Origin of the sequence: Streptomyces exfoliatus (genome assembly GCF_000725545.1) — a bacterium.
GTDB lineage: Bacteria > Actinomycetota > Actinomycetes > Streptomycetales > Streptomycetaceae > Streptomyces > Streptomyces exfoliatus.
The window spans coordinates 76,283-93,682 of record NZ_JNZP01000007.1 but is presented as its reverse complement, the minus strand read 5'-3'; the positions used below and the strand labels follow the sequence as shown (position 1 = coordinate 93,682).

Here is a 17,400-nt window from a genome sequence, read left to right as displayed (position 1 = left end):
GCGGTCCGGGTCAGTGGGACGGCCCGGGGGCGGCGGTCGCGGGGGCCGTGGCCCGGCGGGAGGCGGGCGATTGGGGGATGTGGGCCCGTTCGGCCGCGGCGAGGGCGTCGGCGAAGCGGTCCAGGACGGCGGTGGCCTGCTCGTCGGTGAGGGTGAGCGGGGGCAGCAGCCTGACCACCGCGGAGTGGCGGCCGCCGAGTTCGACGATGAGTCCGCGGGCCAGGCACTCCTGCTGGACGGCGAGGGCCAGGGCGGAGGAGGCGGGCGGGACGAGGTCGTCGGGGCCGGCCGCGTCGGGGTCGACGAGTTCGACGCCGATCATCAGGCCCCGACCGCGGACGTCGCCGACGCAGGGGTGGGCGGCGGCGAGGCCCCGGAGTCGGCCGAGGATGCGGTCGCCGAGGATGCCGGCCCGTTCGGCGAGTTTGTTCTCGCGGACGTACGCGAGGGTGGCCGTGCCCGCGGCCATGGCGAGCTGGTTGCCGCGGAAGGTGCCCGCGTGGGCGCCGGGTTCCCAGGCGTCGAGCTCGGACCTGTAGACGATGACGGCGAGGGGAAGGGAGCCGCCGATGGCCTTGGAGAGGACCATCACGTCGGGCACGACGCCGCTGTGCTCGACGGCCCAGAAGGCGCCGGTGCGGCCGACGCCGGTCTGGACCTCGTCGACCACGAGGGGGATGGAGCGGTCGGCCGTGATCCGGCGCATCCGGCGCATCCAGTCGTCGGGCGCGGGGATGACCCCTCCTTCGCCCTGGACGGCCTCGACGATCATCCCGGCGGGGGCGGCGACACCGCTCTTGGGGTCGTCCAGGAGGTTCTGGGTCCAGTGGGCGGCCAGTTCGGCTCCGCGGGCGCCCCCGACGCCGAAGGGGCAGCGGTAGTCCTGCGGGTAGGGCAGCCGGGTGACGCGGACGTCGGTCGCTCCGCCGGAGGCGGCGAGGGCGCCGGCCGTCATGCCGTGATAGGCGCCGGTGAAGGCGAGGAGGCCGCTGCGGCCGGTGGCGGTGCGGACGAGTTTGAGGGCCGCTTCCACGGCGTCCGTGCCCGCCGGACCGCAGAACTGGACGCGGGCGTTGTCGGCGAGCTCACCCGGGAGGGTGGCGAACAGCTCGGAGGTGAAGGCGTCCTTCACGGGGGTGGCGAGGTCGAGGACGTGCAGGGGCGCACCCGAGTCGAGGACCTTCTTGATCGCTTCCAGGACCACGGGGTGGTTGTGTCCGAGGGCGAGTGTCCCGGCGCCGGACAGGCAGTCCAGATAGCGGCGGCCGTCGGCGCCCTCGATGGTCAGCCCCCGGGCGCGGACGGGGACGATGGGCAGGGAACGGGCGTAGGTGCGGGCGGCGGACTCGCGCAGGGACTGCCTGCGCAGGATGCCCTCGTATCCACCACCGCCCTGGTCGGGCGTTCCCCGGTCCGGGGCGCCCCGGACCGTCGGGTCGTGCGCCCCGGTGCCGGGGGCGTCGGACGTCCCGTCGGGCGTCCGGGTCTGCGTCCGCGCGGCCGGTGGGACGGCCGGAGCTGATTCGGTCACGGCCACGGCTCGGTGTCCTCCCGCTGTAACAGTTGCGTTGCACATCGGGACGTCGTGGAGCCGCCGCAAGGGCCGCCCTGTGCGCCACCGTTGTGTCCCCCGTACGTACCAACGACGCGAACTGCCCGGGATCACGGGCCGGAGGCGAGAACTTGGCGTGTCCCGGATCACGGCACGGCAACGGACCGACGATGGCCGGAACCGCCGACCGGCCGCGTACCGTCCCCTCCGGCACCGGCATAGTGGGGGCCGTCGGCCGCTGTCCACGCCGGGCACGGCCGCTGTTCGTCCATGCACCAGTTGACGTAGTCCCAGGGGGATCACGAGATGCGATCGATTCGTCCGCTCCTTACGGCGGCTTCCGCCGTCGCGGCGCTGACGCTCACCGTTACGGCCTGCGGGCCGAGCGAGGAGAACGCGGGAGACAAGCCCAGCGCGCCCGCGAGCCAGAACCCGGCCGACAAGATCAAGATTCCGGAGGACCTGAAGGACCGTCTGAAGGAACACGGGATCGACCTCGACCAGTGGCGCGGCGGTGAGTGGAAGAACTGGGACCGCGACAAGTGGCTGCGTGAGGCCAAGGACTTCGTCAACCCGATCATCGAGGACCTCTGGGACCCGGACCGGATGCGGGACGCCGAGCGTCCCGACAAGCCGGTCGAGGAGGAGGACATCTCGGGTGACGAGGGCGTGACCGACCCGACGCCGGATCCGGTGCGGGCGAAGGCCGTGCCAGCGAAGTACCACGGCAACGCCCCGGAGTCCGGGAAGGTCTTCTTCGACGGCCCCGAGGGTTCGATGGTCTGCTCGGCCACGGTCGTGCAGGACCCGGCGCACCCGGGCAAGTCGAACATGGTGTGGACGGCCGGCCACTGCGTGCACAAGGGCAAGCAGGGCGGCTGGTACCGCAACATCGCCTTCGTGCCGTCGTACAACGACTCCGCGCTGCCGACGTCCGCCCTCGAGAAGGCGACGCGGGAGCAGGTCGCCCCGTACGGCGTGTGGTGGGCGGACTGGGTGAAGACCTCGGACCAGTGGATCGCCCAGGGCGCGTCCACCGGCGGTGCGGGCGCCCCCTACGACTACGCGGTCATCCAGGTGACCCCGGAGAAGGGCGGCTCGGGCAAGTCCCTGGAGGAGACGGTCGGTTCGGCTCTCCCGGTGGACTTCAACGCGCCGGCGGTGCCGAAGATCGCGAGCATGGAGGCGACGGGCTACCCGGCGGCCCCGCCGTTCGACGGCCAGAAGATGTTCCAGTGCGAGGACAAGCCGGGCCGGCTGTCCCTGAAGGCGGAGCAGCCGACGATGTACCGCATCGGCTGCACGATGACCGGTGGTTCGTCCGGTGGCGGCTGGGTCGCTCAGGGCAGTGACGGCAAGCCCGCGCTGGTGTCGAACACCTCGATCGGCCCGTCGACGGCGGGTTGGCTCGCCGGTCCGCGCCTCGGTCCCGAGGCGAAGGCCATCTTCGACGAGGTCAGCAAGAAGTACGCCGGCCAGTAGGCGCGGCGGAACGGGAGGCGGGGCCCTGGGGTCCCGCCTCCCCCATGCTCGTCCGCCGGGCCGGCAGGCCCGCACCTGCATCAGGCCTCACCCGCGTCCGGTCCGACGTGCATACTGTTGCACCGCAAGTGACGCGTCCATGGCAACGTCAAGGCGGTATCGCGCCGGATCGTGGCCGCTCCCGGACGCGGAATCATCACAGGGGGAATTCACCACATGCGTTCTGCACGACTCCTGCCCGCCGCCCTGGGCCTGGTCACCGCGCTCGCGCTGACCGCCACGGCCTGCGGCCCCACCGAGACCCCGGCCTCCGACAAGCCGTCCGCCGGGGCCAGCAGTTCCGCGCCGGCCACCGACGGCGGTGACACCGACCTCACCAAGGACCTCGCCGACAAGCTCAAGAAGCACGGCGTCGACGTGGACAAGTGGAAGGACGGCGAATGGAAGAACTGGGACACGAAGACCTGGCTCCGTGAGGCCGAGGACTTCGTCAACCCGGTGATCGACGGCCTCTGGGACCCGGCGCGCATGCAGTCGGCGAAGAGCCCGGACCCGACGATCGCCGCTCAGGCCGGCAGCAGCGGCTCCGACCCGACGCCCCGCCCCGTCCAGGCGCAGCGCGAGAAGACGCCGTACCACCGCAACGCGGCCCCGGTCGGAAAGATCTTCTTCGACTCGCCCCAGGGCCACATGGTCTGCTCCGGCACCATCGTGAAGGACCCGCGCCGGCCCGGGAAGTCCAACCTGGTCTGGACGGCCGGCCACTGCGTCCACGCGGGCAAGAAGGGCGGCTGGTACCGCAACATCACCTTCGTCCCGGCCTTCAACGACCTGGGCAAGTCGCCCGCCGCGCTCAACAACGCGAAGCCGCACGAGGTGTACCCGTACGGCCAGTACTGGGCCGACTGGGCCGTGACCTCGGGCGAGTGGATCAAGTCCGGCGGCAGCAACCAGGCCTGGCCGTACGACTACGCCGTGCTGCACGTGAAGCCGCAGCGGGGCGGCAAGTCCCTGGAGGAGACCGTCGGCGCCGCACTGCCGGTCGACTTCTCCGCGCCGGCGCCCGCGCGGGCCGGAACGGTGGGGGCCTGGGGTTACCCGGCGGCGCCGCCGTTCAACGGCATGATCATGCACAAGTGCCTCGACCGGGCGACGCGTTACACGACGGCTCCGGCCACGCCGACGATGTACCGGATCGGGTGCACGATGACCGCCGGTTCCTCGGGCGGCGGCTGGTTCCGCGTCATGTCGAACGGCAAGACGGCGCTCGTGTCGAACACCTCGATCGGCCCGGCCGGCAGGAGTGGCTGGCTCGCCGGACCGCAGCTGGGCCGGGGCGCCAAGAACGCCCACGAGATGGTCAGCAAGAAGTTCGCCCGCTGACGCACGGCCCGCGACACCCGTCCATGGACCGGTCCATGGCACCGGTCCACGGCACCGGTCCACGAACGCCCATGACATGACAGAGGGCGCTGTCCTCCTCCCGTGAGGAAAGGAGGACAGCGCCCTCTGTCGTTCAGCCGTGGGTCAGTGCGCGGCGGGGACGTACGGCGCGAGCATCGCCGCCAGCTCCTCGTGCACCCGGGCCTTGAGCAGGGTGCCCTCCGGGGTGTGCTCCTCGGACTGGACCTCGCCCTCGGCGTGCACCCGGGAGACCAGACCTCCGTGCGTGTACGGCACGAGGGCTTCGAGTTCGACCTGCGGGCGGGGCAGCTCGGAGTCGATGAGCGCGAGCAGCTGCTCGATGCCCTGGCCCGAACGGGCCGAGACGGCGATGGAGTGCTTCTCCATCCGCAGCAGTCGCTGGAGTACCAGCGGGTCCGCCGCGTCCGCCTTGTTGACGACGACGATCTCCTTGACGTTCACCGCGCCGACGTCCCGGAAGACCTCGCGCACGGCGGCCAGCTGCTCCTCCGGCGCCGGGTGCGAGCCGTCCACCACGTGCAGGATGAGGTCGGAGTCGCCGACCTCCTCCATGGTGGAGCGGAACGCCTCGACGAGGTGGTGCGGCAGGTGCCGGACGAAGCCGACGGTGTCGGCCAGGGTGTAGATCCGTCCGGTGGGCGTCTCGGCCCGGCGGACGGTCGGGTCGAGCGTGGCGAACAGCGCGTTCTCCACGAGCACGCCCGCGCCGGTGAGTCGGTTGAGCAGGGAGGACTTGCCCGCGTTGGTGTAACCGGCGATGGCGACCGACGGCACCTTGTTCCGGCGCCGCTCCTGCCGCTTGATGTCGCGGCCGGTCTTCATCTCCGCGATCTCCCGGCGCATCTTCGCCATCTTCTCGCGGATACGGCGCCGGTCGGTCTCGATCTTGGTCTCACCGGGACCACGGGTGGCCATGCCGCCACCGCCGCCGCCACCCATCTGCCGGGAGAGCGACTGACCCCAGCCGCGCAGGCGCGGCAGCATGTACTGCATCTGCGCGAGCGCGACCTGCGCCTTGCCCTCTCGGGACTTGGCGTGCTGGGCGAAGATGTCGAGGATCAGGGCGGTCCTGTCGACCACCTTGACCTTGACGACGTCTTCGAGGGCGATGAGCTGGCCGGGGCTGAGCTCGCCGTCGCAGACGACGGTGTCGGCACCGGTCTCGATCACGATGTCGCGCAGTTCGCGCGCCTTGCCGGAACCGATGAAGGTCGCCGGGTCCGGCTTGTCGCGGCGCTGGATCACGCCGTCGAGCACGAGGGCGCCCGCCGTCTCGGCGAGGGCCGCGAGTTCCGCGAGGGAGTTCTCCGCGTCCTGGACGGTCCCGGAGGTCCAGACACCGACCAGCACGACGCGCTCCAGGCGCAGCTGGCGGTACTCGACCTCGGTGACGTCCTCGAGTTCGGTGGAGAGGCCGGCGACGCGGCGCAGGGCCGCGCGCTCGGAGCGGTCGAACTGGTCGCCGTCCCGGTCTCCGTCGATCTCGTGGCTCCAGGCGACGTCCTCTTCCATCAGGGCATCGGCCCGAAGGCTCTCGGTACGGCTCGTCTCCGCGAAGCTCTGCTCGTCCTGGGAAGGGGAAGAAGAGGAGGTCATTTGATCCTTACGTCGATTGCTTCATGTCGATCGAATCGATGAAGCGATGAGTCTGATGCCGTCACAACGCGTGAGGGCGCCGGAAGATTCCCGGGCCGTCGGCCGCGTCGCCGACCTGACGATGGTGACACGGCCCGGCGGGGCCCGTCACCCGGGTTTCGGGGTGGTCCGCCCGGCCCCGGCCGGGCTGCTGCGCCAGTCCGGGTGCCCGGGCATCGCCGGGGTCTTCGCCTCGTACAGCCAGCCCCGGAAGAAGGCGGCGAGGTCGCGTCCCGCGATCTCGGAGGCCAGGGCGGTGAAGTCGGCGGTGGTGGCGGTGCCGTCCCGGTGGTCGGCGACCCAGCGGCGCTCCAGGCGCTGGAAGGCCTCGGTGCCGATCTCCTGGCGGAGCGCGTAGAGGACGAGGGCGCTGCCGTCGTAGACGACGGGCCGGAAGAGGCTGATCTTGTGGGTGGGCGAGGGGGGCTCGGGTGCCGCCGGGGGGCCGCCGTCGGCCCGCCATCCGTCGGAGGCGGCGTAGGCGGCCTTCATGCGCGCCTCCAGGGACCTGCCCGCGGTCTCCTCGGCGTACAGCGCCTCGTACCAGCTGGCGTGTCCCTCGTTGAGCCACAGGTCGGACCAGGTCCGGGGGGAGACGCTGTCGCCGAACCACTGGTGGGCCAGCTCGTGCACCATGATCGAGTCGACGTACCACTCCGGGTAGCCCGGCTCCGTGAAGAGTCCGCGCTCGAAGAGCGAGAGCGTCTGGGTCTCCAGCTCGAAACCCGTGTCGGCGTCCGCGACGAGCACCCCGTACGTCTCGAAGGGGTACGGGCCCACCTGCCGCTCCATCCATTCCAGGTGGCCGGGGGTCTTGCGCAGCCAGGGCTCCATGAGTTCCCGGTCGGCGGTGCGCACGACGTCCCGTACGGGCAGGCCGTGCGGGCCCGCCCGGTGCACGACGGTGGAGCGGCCGATGGAGACCTGGGCGAGCTCGGTGGCCATGGGGTGCCGCGTGCGGTACGTCCAGGTGGTGGTGGCGCCGTGGGTGACGCGGCCGGCGGGCAGGCCGTTGGCGACGGCGGTGAGCTCGCTGGGGGCCGTGATCCTGAAGGTGAAGTAGGCCTTGTCCGCCGGGTGGTCGTTGGACGGGAAGACCCGGTGGGCGGCGTCGGCCTGGTTGGCCATGGCGAGGCCGTCGCCGGTACGGACCCAGCCGCCGGTGTCGGCGGGACCGCTGGGGTCGCTGGTGTGGGTGACGGTGATCTCGACGGACTCGCCGGCGTCGATCGGCGCGACGGGGGTGATGACGAGGTCCTCGCCGCTGCCGGTGTGCTCGGCGGGCAGGCCGTCGACGGTGACGGCGGAGACCGTGCCGTGGGTGAAGTCGAGGTTGAGCCGTTCCAGGTCTGCGGTGGCGAGCGCGTCGATCCTGGTCACGGCGGCCAGCGGCTCGGTGTTCACCCCGCGATAGGTGAGGTCGAGGTCGTACGCGAGGACGTCGTAGCCGGGGTTGCCGAGGTGCGGGAAGAGCGGGTCGCCGATGCCGAGCGGCGCCGGGGCGGGCAGTGCGGCGGCGACGAGGCCTGCCGAGGCGGCGACCAGGACGGCGGAGCGGAGCCACCGCGCGCGGGGCAGGGGCGTTCGGACGAGCGGCATGGGCCAGGCCTTTCCGGAGGACTGGCCCTACGGCTACCAGCGGATCGGCCGCTCCCCCGGGCGGCGCGCTCGCCCGCCACCCGAAGGGGGACACCATACGGAGCGCACGCCGCTCCCCTCCGTACTCCGCGCCGCTTCAGTCCCCGCGCGGTTCCCGGGACGAGCGGTGGCGGGCGCGGCTCACGTCGTACACCCCGGGCACGTCCCGCATGGCGCGCATGAGGGCGGAGAGCCTGCCCACGTCGGGCAGGTGGAGGGTGTACGTGTGGCGGACCCGCTGCTCGTTCGGCGGCTCGACGTTCGCGGAGACGACGGCCGCTCCGGCGACGGCGATGGCCTCGGTGAGGTCGGCGAGGAGGCCTGGGCGGCCGAAGGACTCCGCGATCAGGGTGACCCTGCCCTGGGCCGTGTCGCCCCAGCGGACGGAGACGGGCTCGCGGCCCAGCCTGCGCATGGTGTCGACGGCCGCGCAGCCCGCGCGGTGGACGGTGACGGAGCCTCCCCGTACCCGGAAGCCGGTGATCTCGTCCGGTGGTACGGGGGTACAGCAGCCCGCCGGCCGGACGGCCGCGCTCGGCTCGCCCTCCAGGTCGGCGTGGAGCTCGACGCCGGAGCGCCGGTCGGCGCCGGCCTGGGCCTGGGGCCGGGCGCCTCCGGCGGTGGCGGCGACCGGCGCGGCGCTCTCGGGGTGCGCCTGGAGCCAGCCGGTGATCGCGATCCGGGCGGCCGGGGTACGGGCGTGGTCGAGCCACTCGGGGGACGGCCCGGACACGGGGTCCTGGGCGAGCAGCAGCTGGACGGTGTCGCCGTCGCCGAGGACGGTGCTCAGCGGCGCGAGGCGGCCGTTGACGCGGGCGCCGAGGCAGCCGTGGGCGGCCTCGCCGTGCTGCGCGTAGGCGGCGTCGACGCAGCTGGCCCCGGCGGGCAGGCTGATCGTGCCGGGAGCGCCTCCGTCGGCACGGAAGACGGTGATCTCGTCGTCCTCGGCGAGGTCGGCACGGAGGGACGTCCAGAACGTGTCCGGGTCGGGGGCGGCCTGCTGCCAGTCGAGGAGCCGGGAGAGCCAGCCGGGGCGGGTGGGGTCGACGCGCTCGCCGTCCTCGGGCGGGGGCGTGCCGGCGGGGCGATCGGCCTTGGTGTCGGCGTCGGCGGAGGGGTGGGCCTCGGCGGACTGCCGGGAGAGGACGCCGGGCCCGTCGGAGGTGCCGGGCCGGTCGTGCGACGGCCGGCCGGCCGGGACGGTCGAGGCGGGTAGGCCGGTCGAGGCGGACGTGTCCTCGGCGCCGGGTCGAGAAGCGGTACCGGGTCCAGGAGCGGCGTCGGGTCGAGGAGCGGTGGCCGGCCGCCCGTCGGTGGTTCGGGGTCGTGTGCTGGCGTCGGCACCGTCGCCGCTCCCCGCGAGGGCCGGCGGGGTCGGCGGAGGGGCGGTGTTCCCGTCCGCTGTGGCGTCGGGACGGCCCCCGGCTTCCTGGCCCACGTGAGGATTCCCGAGGGCGACGACCCCCGCCTCCGCGACCTTGTGCATCCGGTGGGTCCGGATGAGGACCTCGGCGACGGCGCCGTCGGGGGCGGCGATCGCGGTGTGCAGGGACTGGTACAGGTTGAACTTCGGGGCCGCGATGAAGTCCTTGAACTCGGAGATCACCGGGGTGAAACAGGTGTGGAGCTCGCCGAGGACCGCGTAACAGTCCGCGTCCTCCGCGACCAGGACGAGGAGCCGTCCGAAGTCACAGCCGCGCAGTTCGCCGCGCTTGAGGCGGACCCGGTGGACGGAGACGAAGTGGCGTGGACGGACGCCGACTTCGGCGCCGATGCCGGCCTCACGCAGGACCGCCGACACCTGCTCCGCGACGGCGTTCAGCGCGTCGCCCGCGTGCGGGTTCGCGGCGATGAGCGCGCGGGTGGTCTCGTACTCCTCGGGGTGGAGGATGGCGAAGACGAGGTCCTCCAGCTCCGTCTTCAGGGCCTGGACGCCGAGCCGTTCGGCGAGCGGGATGAGGACGTCGCGGGTCACCTTGGCGATCCTGGCCTGTTTCTCGGGCCGCATCACCCCGAGGGTGCGCATGTTGTGGAGCCGGTCGGCGAGCTTGATCGACATCACCCGGACGTCGTCGCCGGTGGCGACGAGCATCTTGCGGAAGGTCTCGGGTTCGGCGGCGGCGCCGTAGTCGATCTTCTCCACCTTGGTGACGCCGTCGACGAGATAGGCGACCTCGTCGCCGAACTCCCGGCGCACCTGATCGAGCGTCACCTCCGTGTCCTCGACGGTGTCGTGGAGGAGGGAGGCGGTCAAGGTGGTGGTCTCCGCACCGAGTTCGGCGAGGATGAGGGTCACCGCGAGCGGGTGGGTGATGTACGCCTCGCCGCTCTTGCGGAACTGGCCGCGGTGCGAGGACTCCGCGAGCACGTACGCCCGGCGCAGCACCGTGAGGTCGGCGTCGGGATGGTGGGCGCGGTGCGCCTCGGCGACATGGCTGATGGCGTCGGGCAGCCGGTCACGGGGCGCCGGTCCCGCGGTGGCGCCCAGGAGGGCGGCCCGTCCTAGCCGGCGCAGGTCGATACGGGCGCGTCCGCGTCTGCGTACGGTCACATCGGTGGAGGCGGCTTCCGCCGCGCTCACAGGGTTGGTGGCCTCTGCGCTCATGGGGCACCTCCGGCAACGTCGACCGGCGGTGGGCGGGCCAGGCGTGCCCGGGGGGCCGGTGCTTGATGCTACCGACCCCACCACGCGGTGCAGTCGCCCTCTCGCTCAGCGTGAACCGGATCACCCATTCGAGCGAAAAATCAGTCGTTGACTGTTTCGATTCTTCGACTCACGCGACCCGGTCGGGCGTCAGGAGGCGAGCCAGGCCGGGTCGACGGTGCCTTCCGCGACGATCACGGCGGGGCCCGTCATGTCGATCCGGCCGTCGGGGTGCTCGGTGATGATCAGCGTCCCGCCGAGTACGTCGACGGTGTACGTGACGGGGGTGCCGCTCTCGGCGGGGTCGGCGCCGTCCCGGCGGGCGGTGGCGACGGCGACGGCGCACGCGCCCGTGCCGCAGGAGCGCGTCTCGGCGGCGCCGCGCTCGTGGACCCGCATGGCGACGTGCCGGGGACCGCGGTCGGCGACGAACTCGATGTTCACACCGTCCGGGTAGACCGCGGCGGGCTCGTACGGCGGCTCGGTGTAGAGGGTGCCGGCGTGGTCGAGGTCCTCGACGAAGGCGACCGCGTGCGGATTGCCCATGTTCACGTTCCGCGCGGGCCAGCTGCGGCCGTCGACGGTGATGGTGACCCCGTCCTCGGCGAGGACCGCACGGCCCATGGAGACGGTGACGGAGCCGTCCTTGTCGAGGTGGACGCGCTTGATCCCGCCGCGGGTGGCGACGGCCACCTCGCCCGCGGTGACGTGCCCGGCGTGCTCCAGGTAGCGGGCGAAGACCCGGACTCCGTTGCCGCACATCTCGGCGACCGAGCCGTCGGCGTTCCGGTAGTCCATGAACCACTCGGCTTCGTCGGCCATGTGCCGGGCCTCGGGGTGGGCGGCACTGCGCACGACGTGCAGCAGTCCGTCGCCGCCGATGCCGGCCCGCCGGTCGCAGAGCCGCGCGACGGCGTCGGGGGGCAGGGCGACGGCGTTCTCCGCGTCCGGGACGATCACGAAGTCGTTCTCGGTGCCGTGGCCCTTGAGGAAGGGGAGGGGTGAGGTCTGCGCGCTGGTCACGAGATCAACTGTACGGGGTGGGGCAACGGACGGCCCGGTCGTCCACAGAACCAGGTGCCTCGGCAGAGCGGGTGCCCAGCGGAACCAGGTGCCTCGGCAGAGCCGGGTGCTCAGCGGAGGCGGGCGACGCGCCAGACCGCGAGGGCGACCAGGGCCGCGGTCGTCGTCGCGTACAGGGCGACGTACCGCCAGTTCGGGCGCTCGCCCGAACCGCGCTGCGGAAGGCCCGGCCAGGTGTAGCCGACCTTGCGGGCGGCCATCATGCCCCAGCCCGCCGCGCAGGAGCTGATCAGCAGTCCGAGCATGGCGAGGACGGCTCCGCCGTCCCCCGAACCGAAGGCGAGCGGGAACGCGAACATCAGGGAGCCGACGGCGGCCAGACCCACGATCGGGGCGAGCTGCCAGATCCGCAGACGGCGCTGGGGGCGCAGTTCGACCTCGACCTCGTCGGCGTCCACCTCGACGGCGGTGCCCACCGCGTCGTCGGGACCGTCCGGGGTCAGCCCCGAAGCGCCGACCGGTACGTCGGCGGCGGTCGGACGGCCCGGTGTGTCACCCATCGGGTCACCCAGGGCCGCTTCGTGCTGTTCTCTGTCGCGAGGGCCGGCCTCCATCGCCACGCGCCCTCCCCACTCGGACTCCACCTTGGTCGATCGATGCTCGATGATGGCACGCTCCTGACCGCCGGAATGACGGGCAGGGCGTCCCGATGCCATCACGTGATCAGGCTGTAACCGCTCGTTCGACCAACGACAGCGCCTCCCCCGGGAGTTCCCCCCGGTGATCGGCGGCTCCGCTGAGCCAGTGGACGCGCGGGTCGCGGCGGAACCACGAGTCCTGGCGGCGGGCGAAGCGCTTCGTCGCCCGTACGGTCTCCGCGCGCGCCTCGTCCTCGGTGCACTCCCCCGCGAGCGCCGCGAGGACCTGCTGGTAGCCGAGGGCCCGGGCGGCCGTGCGGCCCTCGCGCAGGCCCCGCGCCTCCAGGGCGCGGACCTCGTCGACGAGGCCCGCCTCCCACATCCGGTCCACGCGCGTGGCGATCCGCTCGTCCAGCTCGGGGCGGGCCACGTCGACACCGATCTGGATCGTGTCGTAGACGGAGTCGGGCCCCGGCAGGTTGGCGGTGAAGGGCTTGCCGGTGATCTCGATCACCTCGAGGGCGCGGACGATGCGGCGCCCGTTGCTGGGCAGGATCGCCCGGGCCGCCTCGGGGTCCGCCTCGGCGAGCCGGGCGTGCAGGACGCCGGAGCCGCGTTCTTCGAGCTCGGCCTCGAGCCGGGCCCGGACGGCGGGGTCGGTGCCGGGGAACTCCAGGGCATCGACGGCCCCCCGTACGTACAGCCCGGAACCGCCGACGAGGACGGGGGTGCGGCCGGCGGCGAGCAGCCGGTCGATCTCGGCGCGGGCGAGCCGCTGGTACTCGGCGACGCTGGCCGCCTCCGTCACCTCCCAGATGTCGAGGAGGTGGTGCGGAACGCCGCCGCGCTCCTCCGGCGTCAGCTTGGCGGTCCCGATGTCCATCCCCCGGTAGAGCTGCATCGAGTCTGCGTTGACGACCTCGCCCCCGAGCTGCTGGGCCAGGAATACACCCAGATCGGACTTTCCGGCTGCCGTGGGGCCGACGACGGCGATGACCCGCGGGGCGGGAGCTGCGCTTCTCACCGTCCCAGTCTCGCAAACCTCACGGCCCGTCCCCGAACGAGCTACGTGACGGGCCTCATCCGGCTTCGTTGCCTGTTGCGAGGTTCCGGCCGTCGATCGCCAAGGAACCACCCCCGTCCGAGTACGCTATGGAGTGAATATGGGCGTTTTTGCAGTATTTCGCCGTAAGAAGAAGGATGTGGCGGCGGTCTCGCCCGAGACGGCGTCGGAGGAGGCCGGGACCGCGGCCGTGGCCGAGACTCCGGTGGAGGATGGCGACGCGGCGTCCGGGGTAGGCGGTCCGGAGACCGTAGCCTCGACCGAGGTGACGGACGCCGAAGCGGAGGACGCGGACGAGACGGTCGCGGCGGAAACCGTGGAGGCCGCCGCGGACGCTGTGGAGATCCCGAAGCAGCAGTCGGCCGAGGCCGCCGCGGACAACGAGGCGGGCGAAGGCGTCCGTCGCTGAGCCCCCGGAGACCTGGGGGCAGGACACGGCAATCGGACCCCAGGGGGGTCCGCGGAGGGAAGGTGCCCCATGGGTCTCCTGGATTCGCTGAAGGCCAAGCTCAACCCCGCCAAGGACAAGGTCGCCGGTCTCGCGCAGCAGCACGGCGAGAAGATCGACCACGGCCTGGACAAGGCGGCGAAGCTGGTCGACGAGAAGACCAAGGGCAAGTACAGCGACAAGATCCAGTCCGGCACGGGCAAGGCCAAGGAAGCCATCGACCGGATCGGTCACAAGGACGACGGCACGCCCAGGAGCGGCGGCACGACACCGCCGCCGGCCGCCTGACGTCCGGCGTCACCCGACAGTCCCTCCCGCACGGCGGACGGCCGCGGAGCACCTCGCTCCGCGGCCGTCCGCCGTTCTCGTCCGTCCGTCCGCCTGTTCGTCGCGGTTCTCTCAGGACCAGGCGGCGACGAAGTACCCCACCCCGTACGGGGCGTCCTCGAAGAGCAGCCGGCCGTCGAGCCCGGCGTCCTCGGCGGCGCCCGCGAGGACCTGCCAGGGAGCGCGGCCGGCGACCTTCAGTTCGTACGCGAGTTCCGGGTCCAGGGCCAGCAGCGCGGCCACGTCAGCCGTGCCCAGGGCGCGGGCGGCCTCCGCGTCGAAGCCGGCGGCCCGCTCGTCCAAGTAGCCGGGGGCCTTCACGGTCCGGCAGGCGCTGCCGTCCCCCAGCACGAGCAGGGCGACCCGCTCGGCGGAGGCGGCGAGTCCGCGGCCGAGGCCGGCGCAGACGCCGGGTGTGGCCGCCTCGTCGACGCCCAGGCCCTCGATCGGCGCGTCGGCCCAGTCGGCCCGGTCGAGGAGCCAGGCGCCGACGGCGAGGGACGCGGGCAGGGGCCGGGCGCCTGGCGAGGCCGTGCCGGCCGGAGCGGTGCCGGGCTGGTCGGTGCCGGGCCGCTGGTCGTCCTCCGGGGCTTCGCCCAGGCGTACGGAGAGGTCGACGCCGAATCCGGCGAAGGAGCCCGCCGACCCCGCGGGAAAGACTCCGTGGGCGCCCTCCGGCGCGGGCCCCAGGACGTACAGCCGGTCGGGGCGGGCGGCGGCGAGCAGCCCGACGGCGTCCAGGCACGCGGCCCGCGCCGCGTCCAGTTCGTGGGCGGCGCCGGTCGCGACCTCGGGTACAAGAAGCGGCGGGCAGGGGCAGACGGCTGCGGCGACAAGCATGATCGGCAGCCTACTGCGCGAGGATCGGGGACTCCGGGACCCGCGACACGCGGTACACGCGGCACACGACCGACAAAGCCCCCGCCGTACCCGGCCGCCGACCGCGCGTCGCCGACCCGCGCGTCGCCGACCGCCGGCGCCCGCGACCGGCGGAGCCCGCCGGTCGCTCGTGTCCCCGTCCGGTGTGGGTCAGTGGCTTCCGCAGGCCGGGGCGTCCATCGCCGGGAGGGGTTCCGGGGCGCCGATCTTCGGCAGGCCGAGCAGGACGCCCGCCGGCTTCGACGCCGCCTGCGTGGTCCGCTTCTCCCAGGCGTCACCGGCGCGGGTGCGGCGCACCGCCGTGACGGGGCCTTCGGCGAGCAGGTGGTGCGGGGCGGCGTACGTGATCTCGACGGTCACGACGTCGCCGGGGCGGACGTCCTCGCCGGGCTTCGTGAAGTGGACGAGCCGGTTGTCGGGGGCGCGTCCCGAGAGGCGGTCCGTGGCGCCGTCCTTGCGGCCCTCGCCCTCGGCGACCATGACCTCCAGGGTGCGGCCGACCTGCTTCTTGTTCTCCTCCCAGGAGATCTCCTCCTGGAGGGCGACGAGCCGCATGTAGCGCTCCTGCACGACCTCCTTGGGGATCTGGTCCTCCATGTCGGCCGCCGGGGTCCCGGGGCGCTTGGAGTACTGGAAGGTGAAGGCGTTCGCGAAGCGGGCCTCGCGGACGGTGTGCATCGTCTGCTGGAAGTCCTCCTCGGTCTCGCCGGGGAAGCCCACGATGATGTCGGTGGAGATGGCGGCGTGCGGGATGGCCGCGCGGACCTTCTCGATGATCCCGAGGAAACGCTCCTGCCGGTAGGAACGGCGCATCGCCCGGAGGATCGAGTCCGAGCCGGACTGGAGCGGCATGTGGAGCTGCGGCATGACGTTCGGCGTCTCGGCCATCGCCGCGATCACGTCGTCGGTGAAGTCGCGGGGGTGCGGGGAGGTGAAGCGGACCCGCTCCAGGCCCTCGATCTGGCCACAGGCGCGCAGCAGCTTGGAGAAGGCCTCGCGGTCGCCGAGGTCGGAGCCGTACGCGTTGACGTTCTGACCGAGCAGGGTGATCTCGGAGACGCCCTCGGCGACCAGCGCCTCGATCTCGGCGAGGATGTCGCCGGGGCGGCGGTCCTCCTCCTTGCCGCGCAGGGCCGGGACGATGCAGAAGGTGCACGTGTTGTTGCAGCCGACCGAGATCGAGACCCAGGCGGCGTACGCGGACTCGCGGCGGGTCGGCAGCGTGGAGGGGAAGGCCTCGAGGGATTCGGCGATCTCGATCTGGGCCTCCTCCTGCACGCGGGCGCGCTCCAGGAGGACGGGCAGCTTGCCGATGTTGTGCGTGCCGAAGACGACGTCGACCCAGGGGGCCTTCGCGACGATGGTGTCGCGGTCCTTCTGGGCGAGACAGCCGCCGACGGCGATCTGCATGCCGGGGCGCGTGGTCTTCATCGGGGCGAGCCGGCCGAGGTTGCCGTACAGCTTGTTGTCGGCGTTCTCGCGGACCGCGCAGGTGTTGAAGACGACGACGTCGGCGTCCCCGTCGGAGCCCTTGGGGGCCTTGACGTAGCCCGCCTCCTCCAGCAGACCGGAGAGCCGCTCGGAGTCGTGGACGTTCATCTGGCACCCGTAGGTGCGGATCTCATAGGTCTTGGTGCCGTCAACGCTCACTGCGGTGCTCCGGTCGCTGCTGCTCGTCATGCGTCCAAGGGTAGGCGGTCCGGGGAGGGCCTCCGCCCGGGTCCGGGAGGGCGTACGGCGGACCGCGCCCCGTCCTCGGGCTGCGCACCCTGCGGTTTTCCGCAGGGGTGGGGGTGCGGGGAACCGCACCGGGCTGGGCGGTCCTCCTCATACCGCCGCTGAGCGGGGGTTCCTAGGTTCGATGACGAAGCACGGGGCGCCCGCCCCGGGTCGTCCTCCCCGCCCGCTTTTTGGAGCCCTCATGGACCCCGTCATGAACCTCACGCCCCTGGCGCTCGCCCAGCAGCCCGCGGACGGTGTCGCCGGCTGGGCCGCCGGTCTCGTCGACACGATGGGCGGTCCCGGAGCCGGTCTCGCCATCGCCCTGGAGAACCTCTTCCCGCCGCTGCCCAGCGAGATCATCCTGCCGCTGACCGGCTTCGCGGCCGGTCAGGGCGTGCTGAGTCTGGCCTCCGCGCTGTTCTGGACCACGCTCGGCTCGGTGGTCGGCGCGGTGGCGCTCTACTGGATCGGGGTCCTCTTCGGCCGGGAGCGGATGCACCGGATCTGGGCGCGACTGCCTCTGGTGAAGGCCTCGGACCTGGTCCGTACCGAGGAGTGGTTCGGCAGGCACGGCGCCAAGGCGGTCTTCCTCGGCAGGATGGTGCCGATCTTCCGGAGCCTGGTCTCGGTGCCGGCCGGTGTCGAACGGATGCCGATGCCCCTGTTCATCGTGCTCACCACGCTCGGCAGCCTCGTCTGGAACAGCGCCCTCGTCGTGGCGGGGTACTGGCTCGGCGACCGCTGGGACGTCGTGGAGACCTACGTGGGCGTCCTGTCGAAGGTCGTGCTGGTCCTCGCCGTCGCCGCCTTCGCGGCCTACGTGGCGGTCCGGCTGCGCGGCCGGAGCGGGGCGCAGCACCGACGCACCTCGTGATCCCCGGCTCCCGCCCCGGCGGTACGGCACCGCCTCCCGTACGGCCGCCG

14 protein-coding genes are annotated in these 17,400 nt (G+C 72.6%); 5 read left to right on the top strand and 9 right to left on the bottom strand.

Annotated elements, in window-relative coordinates:
* Positions 1-10 precede the first annotated feature (10 nt).
* The gene (locus tag IO20_RS0110405; protein ID WP_030548187.1) at positions 11-1,537 is read right to left on the bottom strand and encodes a diaminobutyrate--2-oxoglutarate transaminase family protein; all 1,527 of its coding nucleotides are present in this window, start codon (positions 1,535-1,537) and stop codon (positions 11-13) included.
* Positions 1,538-1,858: 321 nt separating this feature from the next.
* Here IO20_RS0110405 and IO20_RS0110400 point away from each other — a divergent pair, with 321 nt between their 5' ends.
* A complete protein-coding gene (locus IO20_RS0110400; RefSeq protein ID WP_030548184.1) occupies positions 1,859-3,034 on the top strand; it encodes a trypsin-like serine peptidase in 1,176 nt (391 codons plus the stop codon).
* A 216-nt stretch (positions 3,035-3,250) separates the two neighbouring features.
* Positions 3,251-4,417 carry a trypsin-like serine peptidase gene (locus tag IO20_RS0110395; RefSeq protein WP_030548182.1) on the top strand — a complete coding sequence of 389 codons (1,167 nt, stop codon included), beginning with the start codon at positions 3,251-3,253 and terminating at the stop codon, positions 4,415-4,417.
* A 144-nt stretch (positions 4,418-4,561) separates the two neighbouring features.
* Here the strand turns inward: IO20_RS0110395 and hflX are convergent, their stop codons facing one another.
* The 6 genes from hflX to miaA all read right to left on the bottom strand — a co-directional run bounded on the left by hflX (position 4,562) and on the right by miaA (position 13,061).
* A complete protein-coding gene (gene hflX, locus IO20_RS0110390) occupies positions 4,562-6,055 on the bottom strand; it encodes a GTPase HflX (RefSeq protein WP_030548180.1) in 1,494 nt (497 codons plus the stop codon).
* 147 nt (positions 6,056-6,202) lie between these two features.
* Positions 6,203-7,693 (bottom strand): M1 family metallopeptidase, encoded by a 1,491-nt coding sequence (locus IO20_RS0110385; RefSeq protein ID WP_030548174.1) that lies wholly within the window; start codon positions 7,691-7,693, stop codon positions 6,203-6,205.
* 136 nt (positions 7,694-7,829) lie between these two features.
* Positions 7,830-10,337 carry a RelA/SpoT family protein gene (locus tag IO20_RS0110380; protein ID WP_030548172.1) on the bottom strand — a complete coding sequence of 836 codons (2,508 nt, stop codon included), beginning with the start codon at positions 10,335-10,337 and terminating at the stop codon, positions 7,830-7,832.
* 189 nt (positions 10,338-10,526) lie between these two features.
* Entirely contained in the window at positions 10,527-11,399 is an 873-nt protein-coding gene (gene dapF / locus IO20_RS0110375) for a diaminopimelate epimerase (RefSeq protein WP_030548166.1), read from the bottom strand.
* Between the two features lie 110 nt (positions 11,400-11,509).
* On the bottom strand, positions 11,510-11,959 hold the full coding sequence (locus IO20_RS0110370; RefSeq protein ID WP_051874356.1) for a hypothetical protein: 450 nt from the start codon (positions 11,957-11,959) through the stop codon (positions 11,510-11,512).
* A 163-nt stretch (positions 11,960-12,122) separates the two neighbouring features.
* Positions 12,123-13,061 carry a tRNA (adenosine(37)-N6)-dimethylallyltransferase MiaA gene (gene miaA, locus IO20_RS0110365; protein ID WP_030548163.1) on the bottom strand — a complete coding sequence of 313 codons (939 nt, stop codon included), beginning with the start codon at positions 13,059-13,061 and terminating at the stop codon, positions 12,123-12,125.
* Between the two features lie 139 nt (positions 13,062-13,200).
* On the opposite strand from miaA, the gene IO20_RS0110360 reads away from it, so the two are divergent.
* Complete coding sequence (locus IO20_RS0110360; RefSeq protein WP_030548161.1) at positions 13,201-13,509, top strand: hypothetical protein; 309 nt, start codon at positions 13,201-13,203, stop codon at positions 13,507-13,509.
* Between the two features lie 69 nt (positions 13,510-13,578).
* Positions 13,579-13,836, top strand: a complete 258-nt coding sequence (locus IO20_RS0110355; RefSeq protein ID WP_030548158.1) for an antitoxin — start codon at positions 13,579-13,581, stop codon at positions 13,834-13,836.
* Between the two features lie 111 nt (positions 13,837-13,947).
* On the opposite strand, the gene IO20_RS0110350 is transcribed toward IO20_RS0110355, so the two are convergent.
* On the bottom strand, positions 13,948-14,715 hold the full coding sequence (locus IO20_RS0110350; protein WP_030548156.1) for a class III extradiol dioxygenase subunit B-like domain-containing protein: 768 nt from the start codon (positions 14,713-14,715) through the stop codon (positions 13,948-13,950).
* Between the two features lie 189 nt (positions 14,716-14,904).
* The gene (miaB, locus tag IO20_RS0110345; protein WP_030548155.1) at positions 14,905-16,434 is read right to left on the bottom strand and encodes a tRNA (N6-isopentenyl adenosine(37)-C2)-methylthiotransferase MiaB; all 1,530 of its coding nucleotides are present in this window, start codon (positions 16,432-16,434) and stop codon (positions 14,905-14,907) included.
* Positions 16,435-16,687: 253 nt separating this feature from the next.
* On the opposite strand from miaB, the gene IO20_RS0110340 reads away from it, so the two are divergent.
* On the top strand, positions 16,688-17,350 hold the full coding sequence (locus IO20_RS0110340) for a DedA family protein (protein ID WP_030548145.1): 663 nt from the start codon (positions 16,688-16,690) through the stop codon (positions 17,348-17,350).
* The last annotated feature ends 50 nt before the right edge of the window (positions 17,351-17,400 follow it).

What these genes read in the sequence shown, in the direction of transcription:
- hflX (WP_030548180.1), bottom strand. Translation starts at nt 6,055, where the DNA reads ATGACCTCCTCTTCTTCCCCTTCCCAGGACGAGCAGAGCTTCGCGGAG.
- IO20_RS0110340 (WP_030548145.1), top strand. Translation starts at nt 16,688, where the DNA reads ATGAACCTCACGCCCCTGGCGCTCGCCCAGCAGCCCGCGGACGGTGTC.
- IO20_RS0110350 (WP_030548156.1), bottom strand. Translation starts at nt 14,715, where the DNA reads ATGCTTGTCGCCGCAGCCGTCTGCCCCTGCCCGCCGCTTCTTGTACCC.
- IO20_RS0110370 (WP_051874356.1), bottom strand. Translation starts at nt 11,959, where the DNA reads ATGGGTGACACACCGGGCCGTCCGACCGCCGCCGACGTACCGGTCGGC.
- IO20_RS0110380 (WP_030548172.1), bottom strand. Translation starts at nt 10,337, where the DNA reads ATGAGCGCAGAGGCCACCAACCCTGTGAGCGCGGCGGAAGCCGCCTCC.
- IO20_RS0110395 (WP_030548182.1), top strand. Translation starts at nt 3,251, where the DNA reads ATGCGTTCTGCACGACTCCTGCCCGCCGCCCTGGGCCTGGTCACCGCG.
- IO20_RS0110385 (WP_030548174.1), bottom strand. Translation starts at nt 7,693, where the DNA reads ATGCCGCTCGTCCGAACGCCCCTGCCCCGCGCGCGGTGGCTCCGCTCC.
- IO20_RS0110400 (WP_030548184.1), top strand. Translation starts at nt 1,859, where the DNA reads ATGCGATCGATTCGTCCGCTCCTTACGGCGGCTTCCGCCGTCGCGGCG.
- IO20_RS0110355 (WP_030548158.1), top strand. Translation starts at nt 13,579, where the DNA reads ATGGGTCTCCTGGATTCGCTGAAGGCCAAGCTCAACCCCGCCAAGGAC.
- IO20_RS0110360 (WP_030548161.1), top strand. Translation starts at nt 13,201, where the DNA reads ATGGGCGTTTTTGCAGTATTTCGCCGTAAGAAGAAGGATGTGGCGGCG.
- miaB (WP_030548155.1), bottom strand. Translation starts at nt 16,434, where the DNA reads ATGACGAGCAGCAGCGACCGGAGCACCGCAGTGAGCGTTGACGGCACC.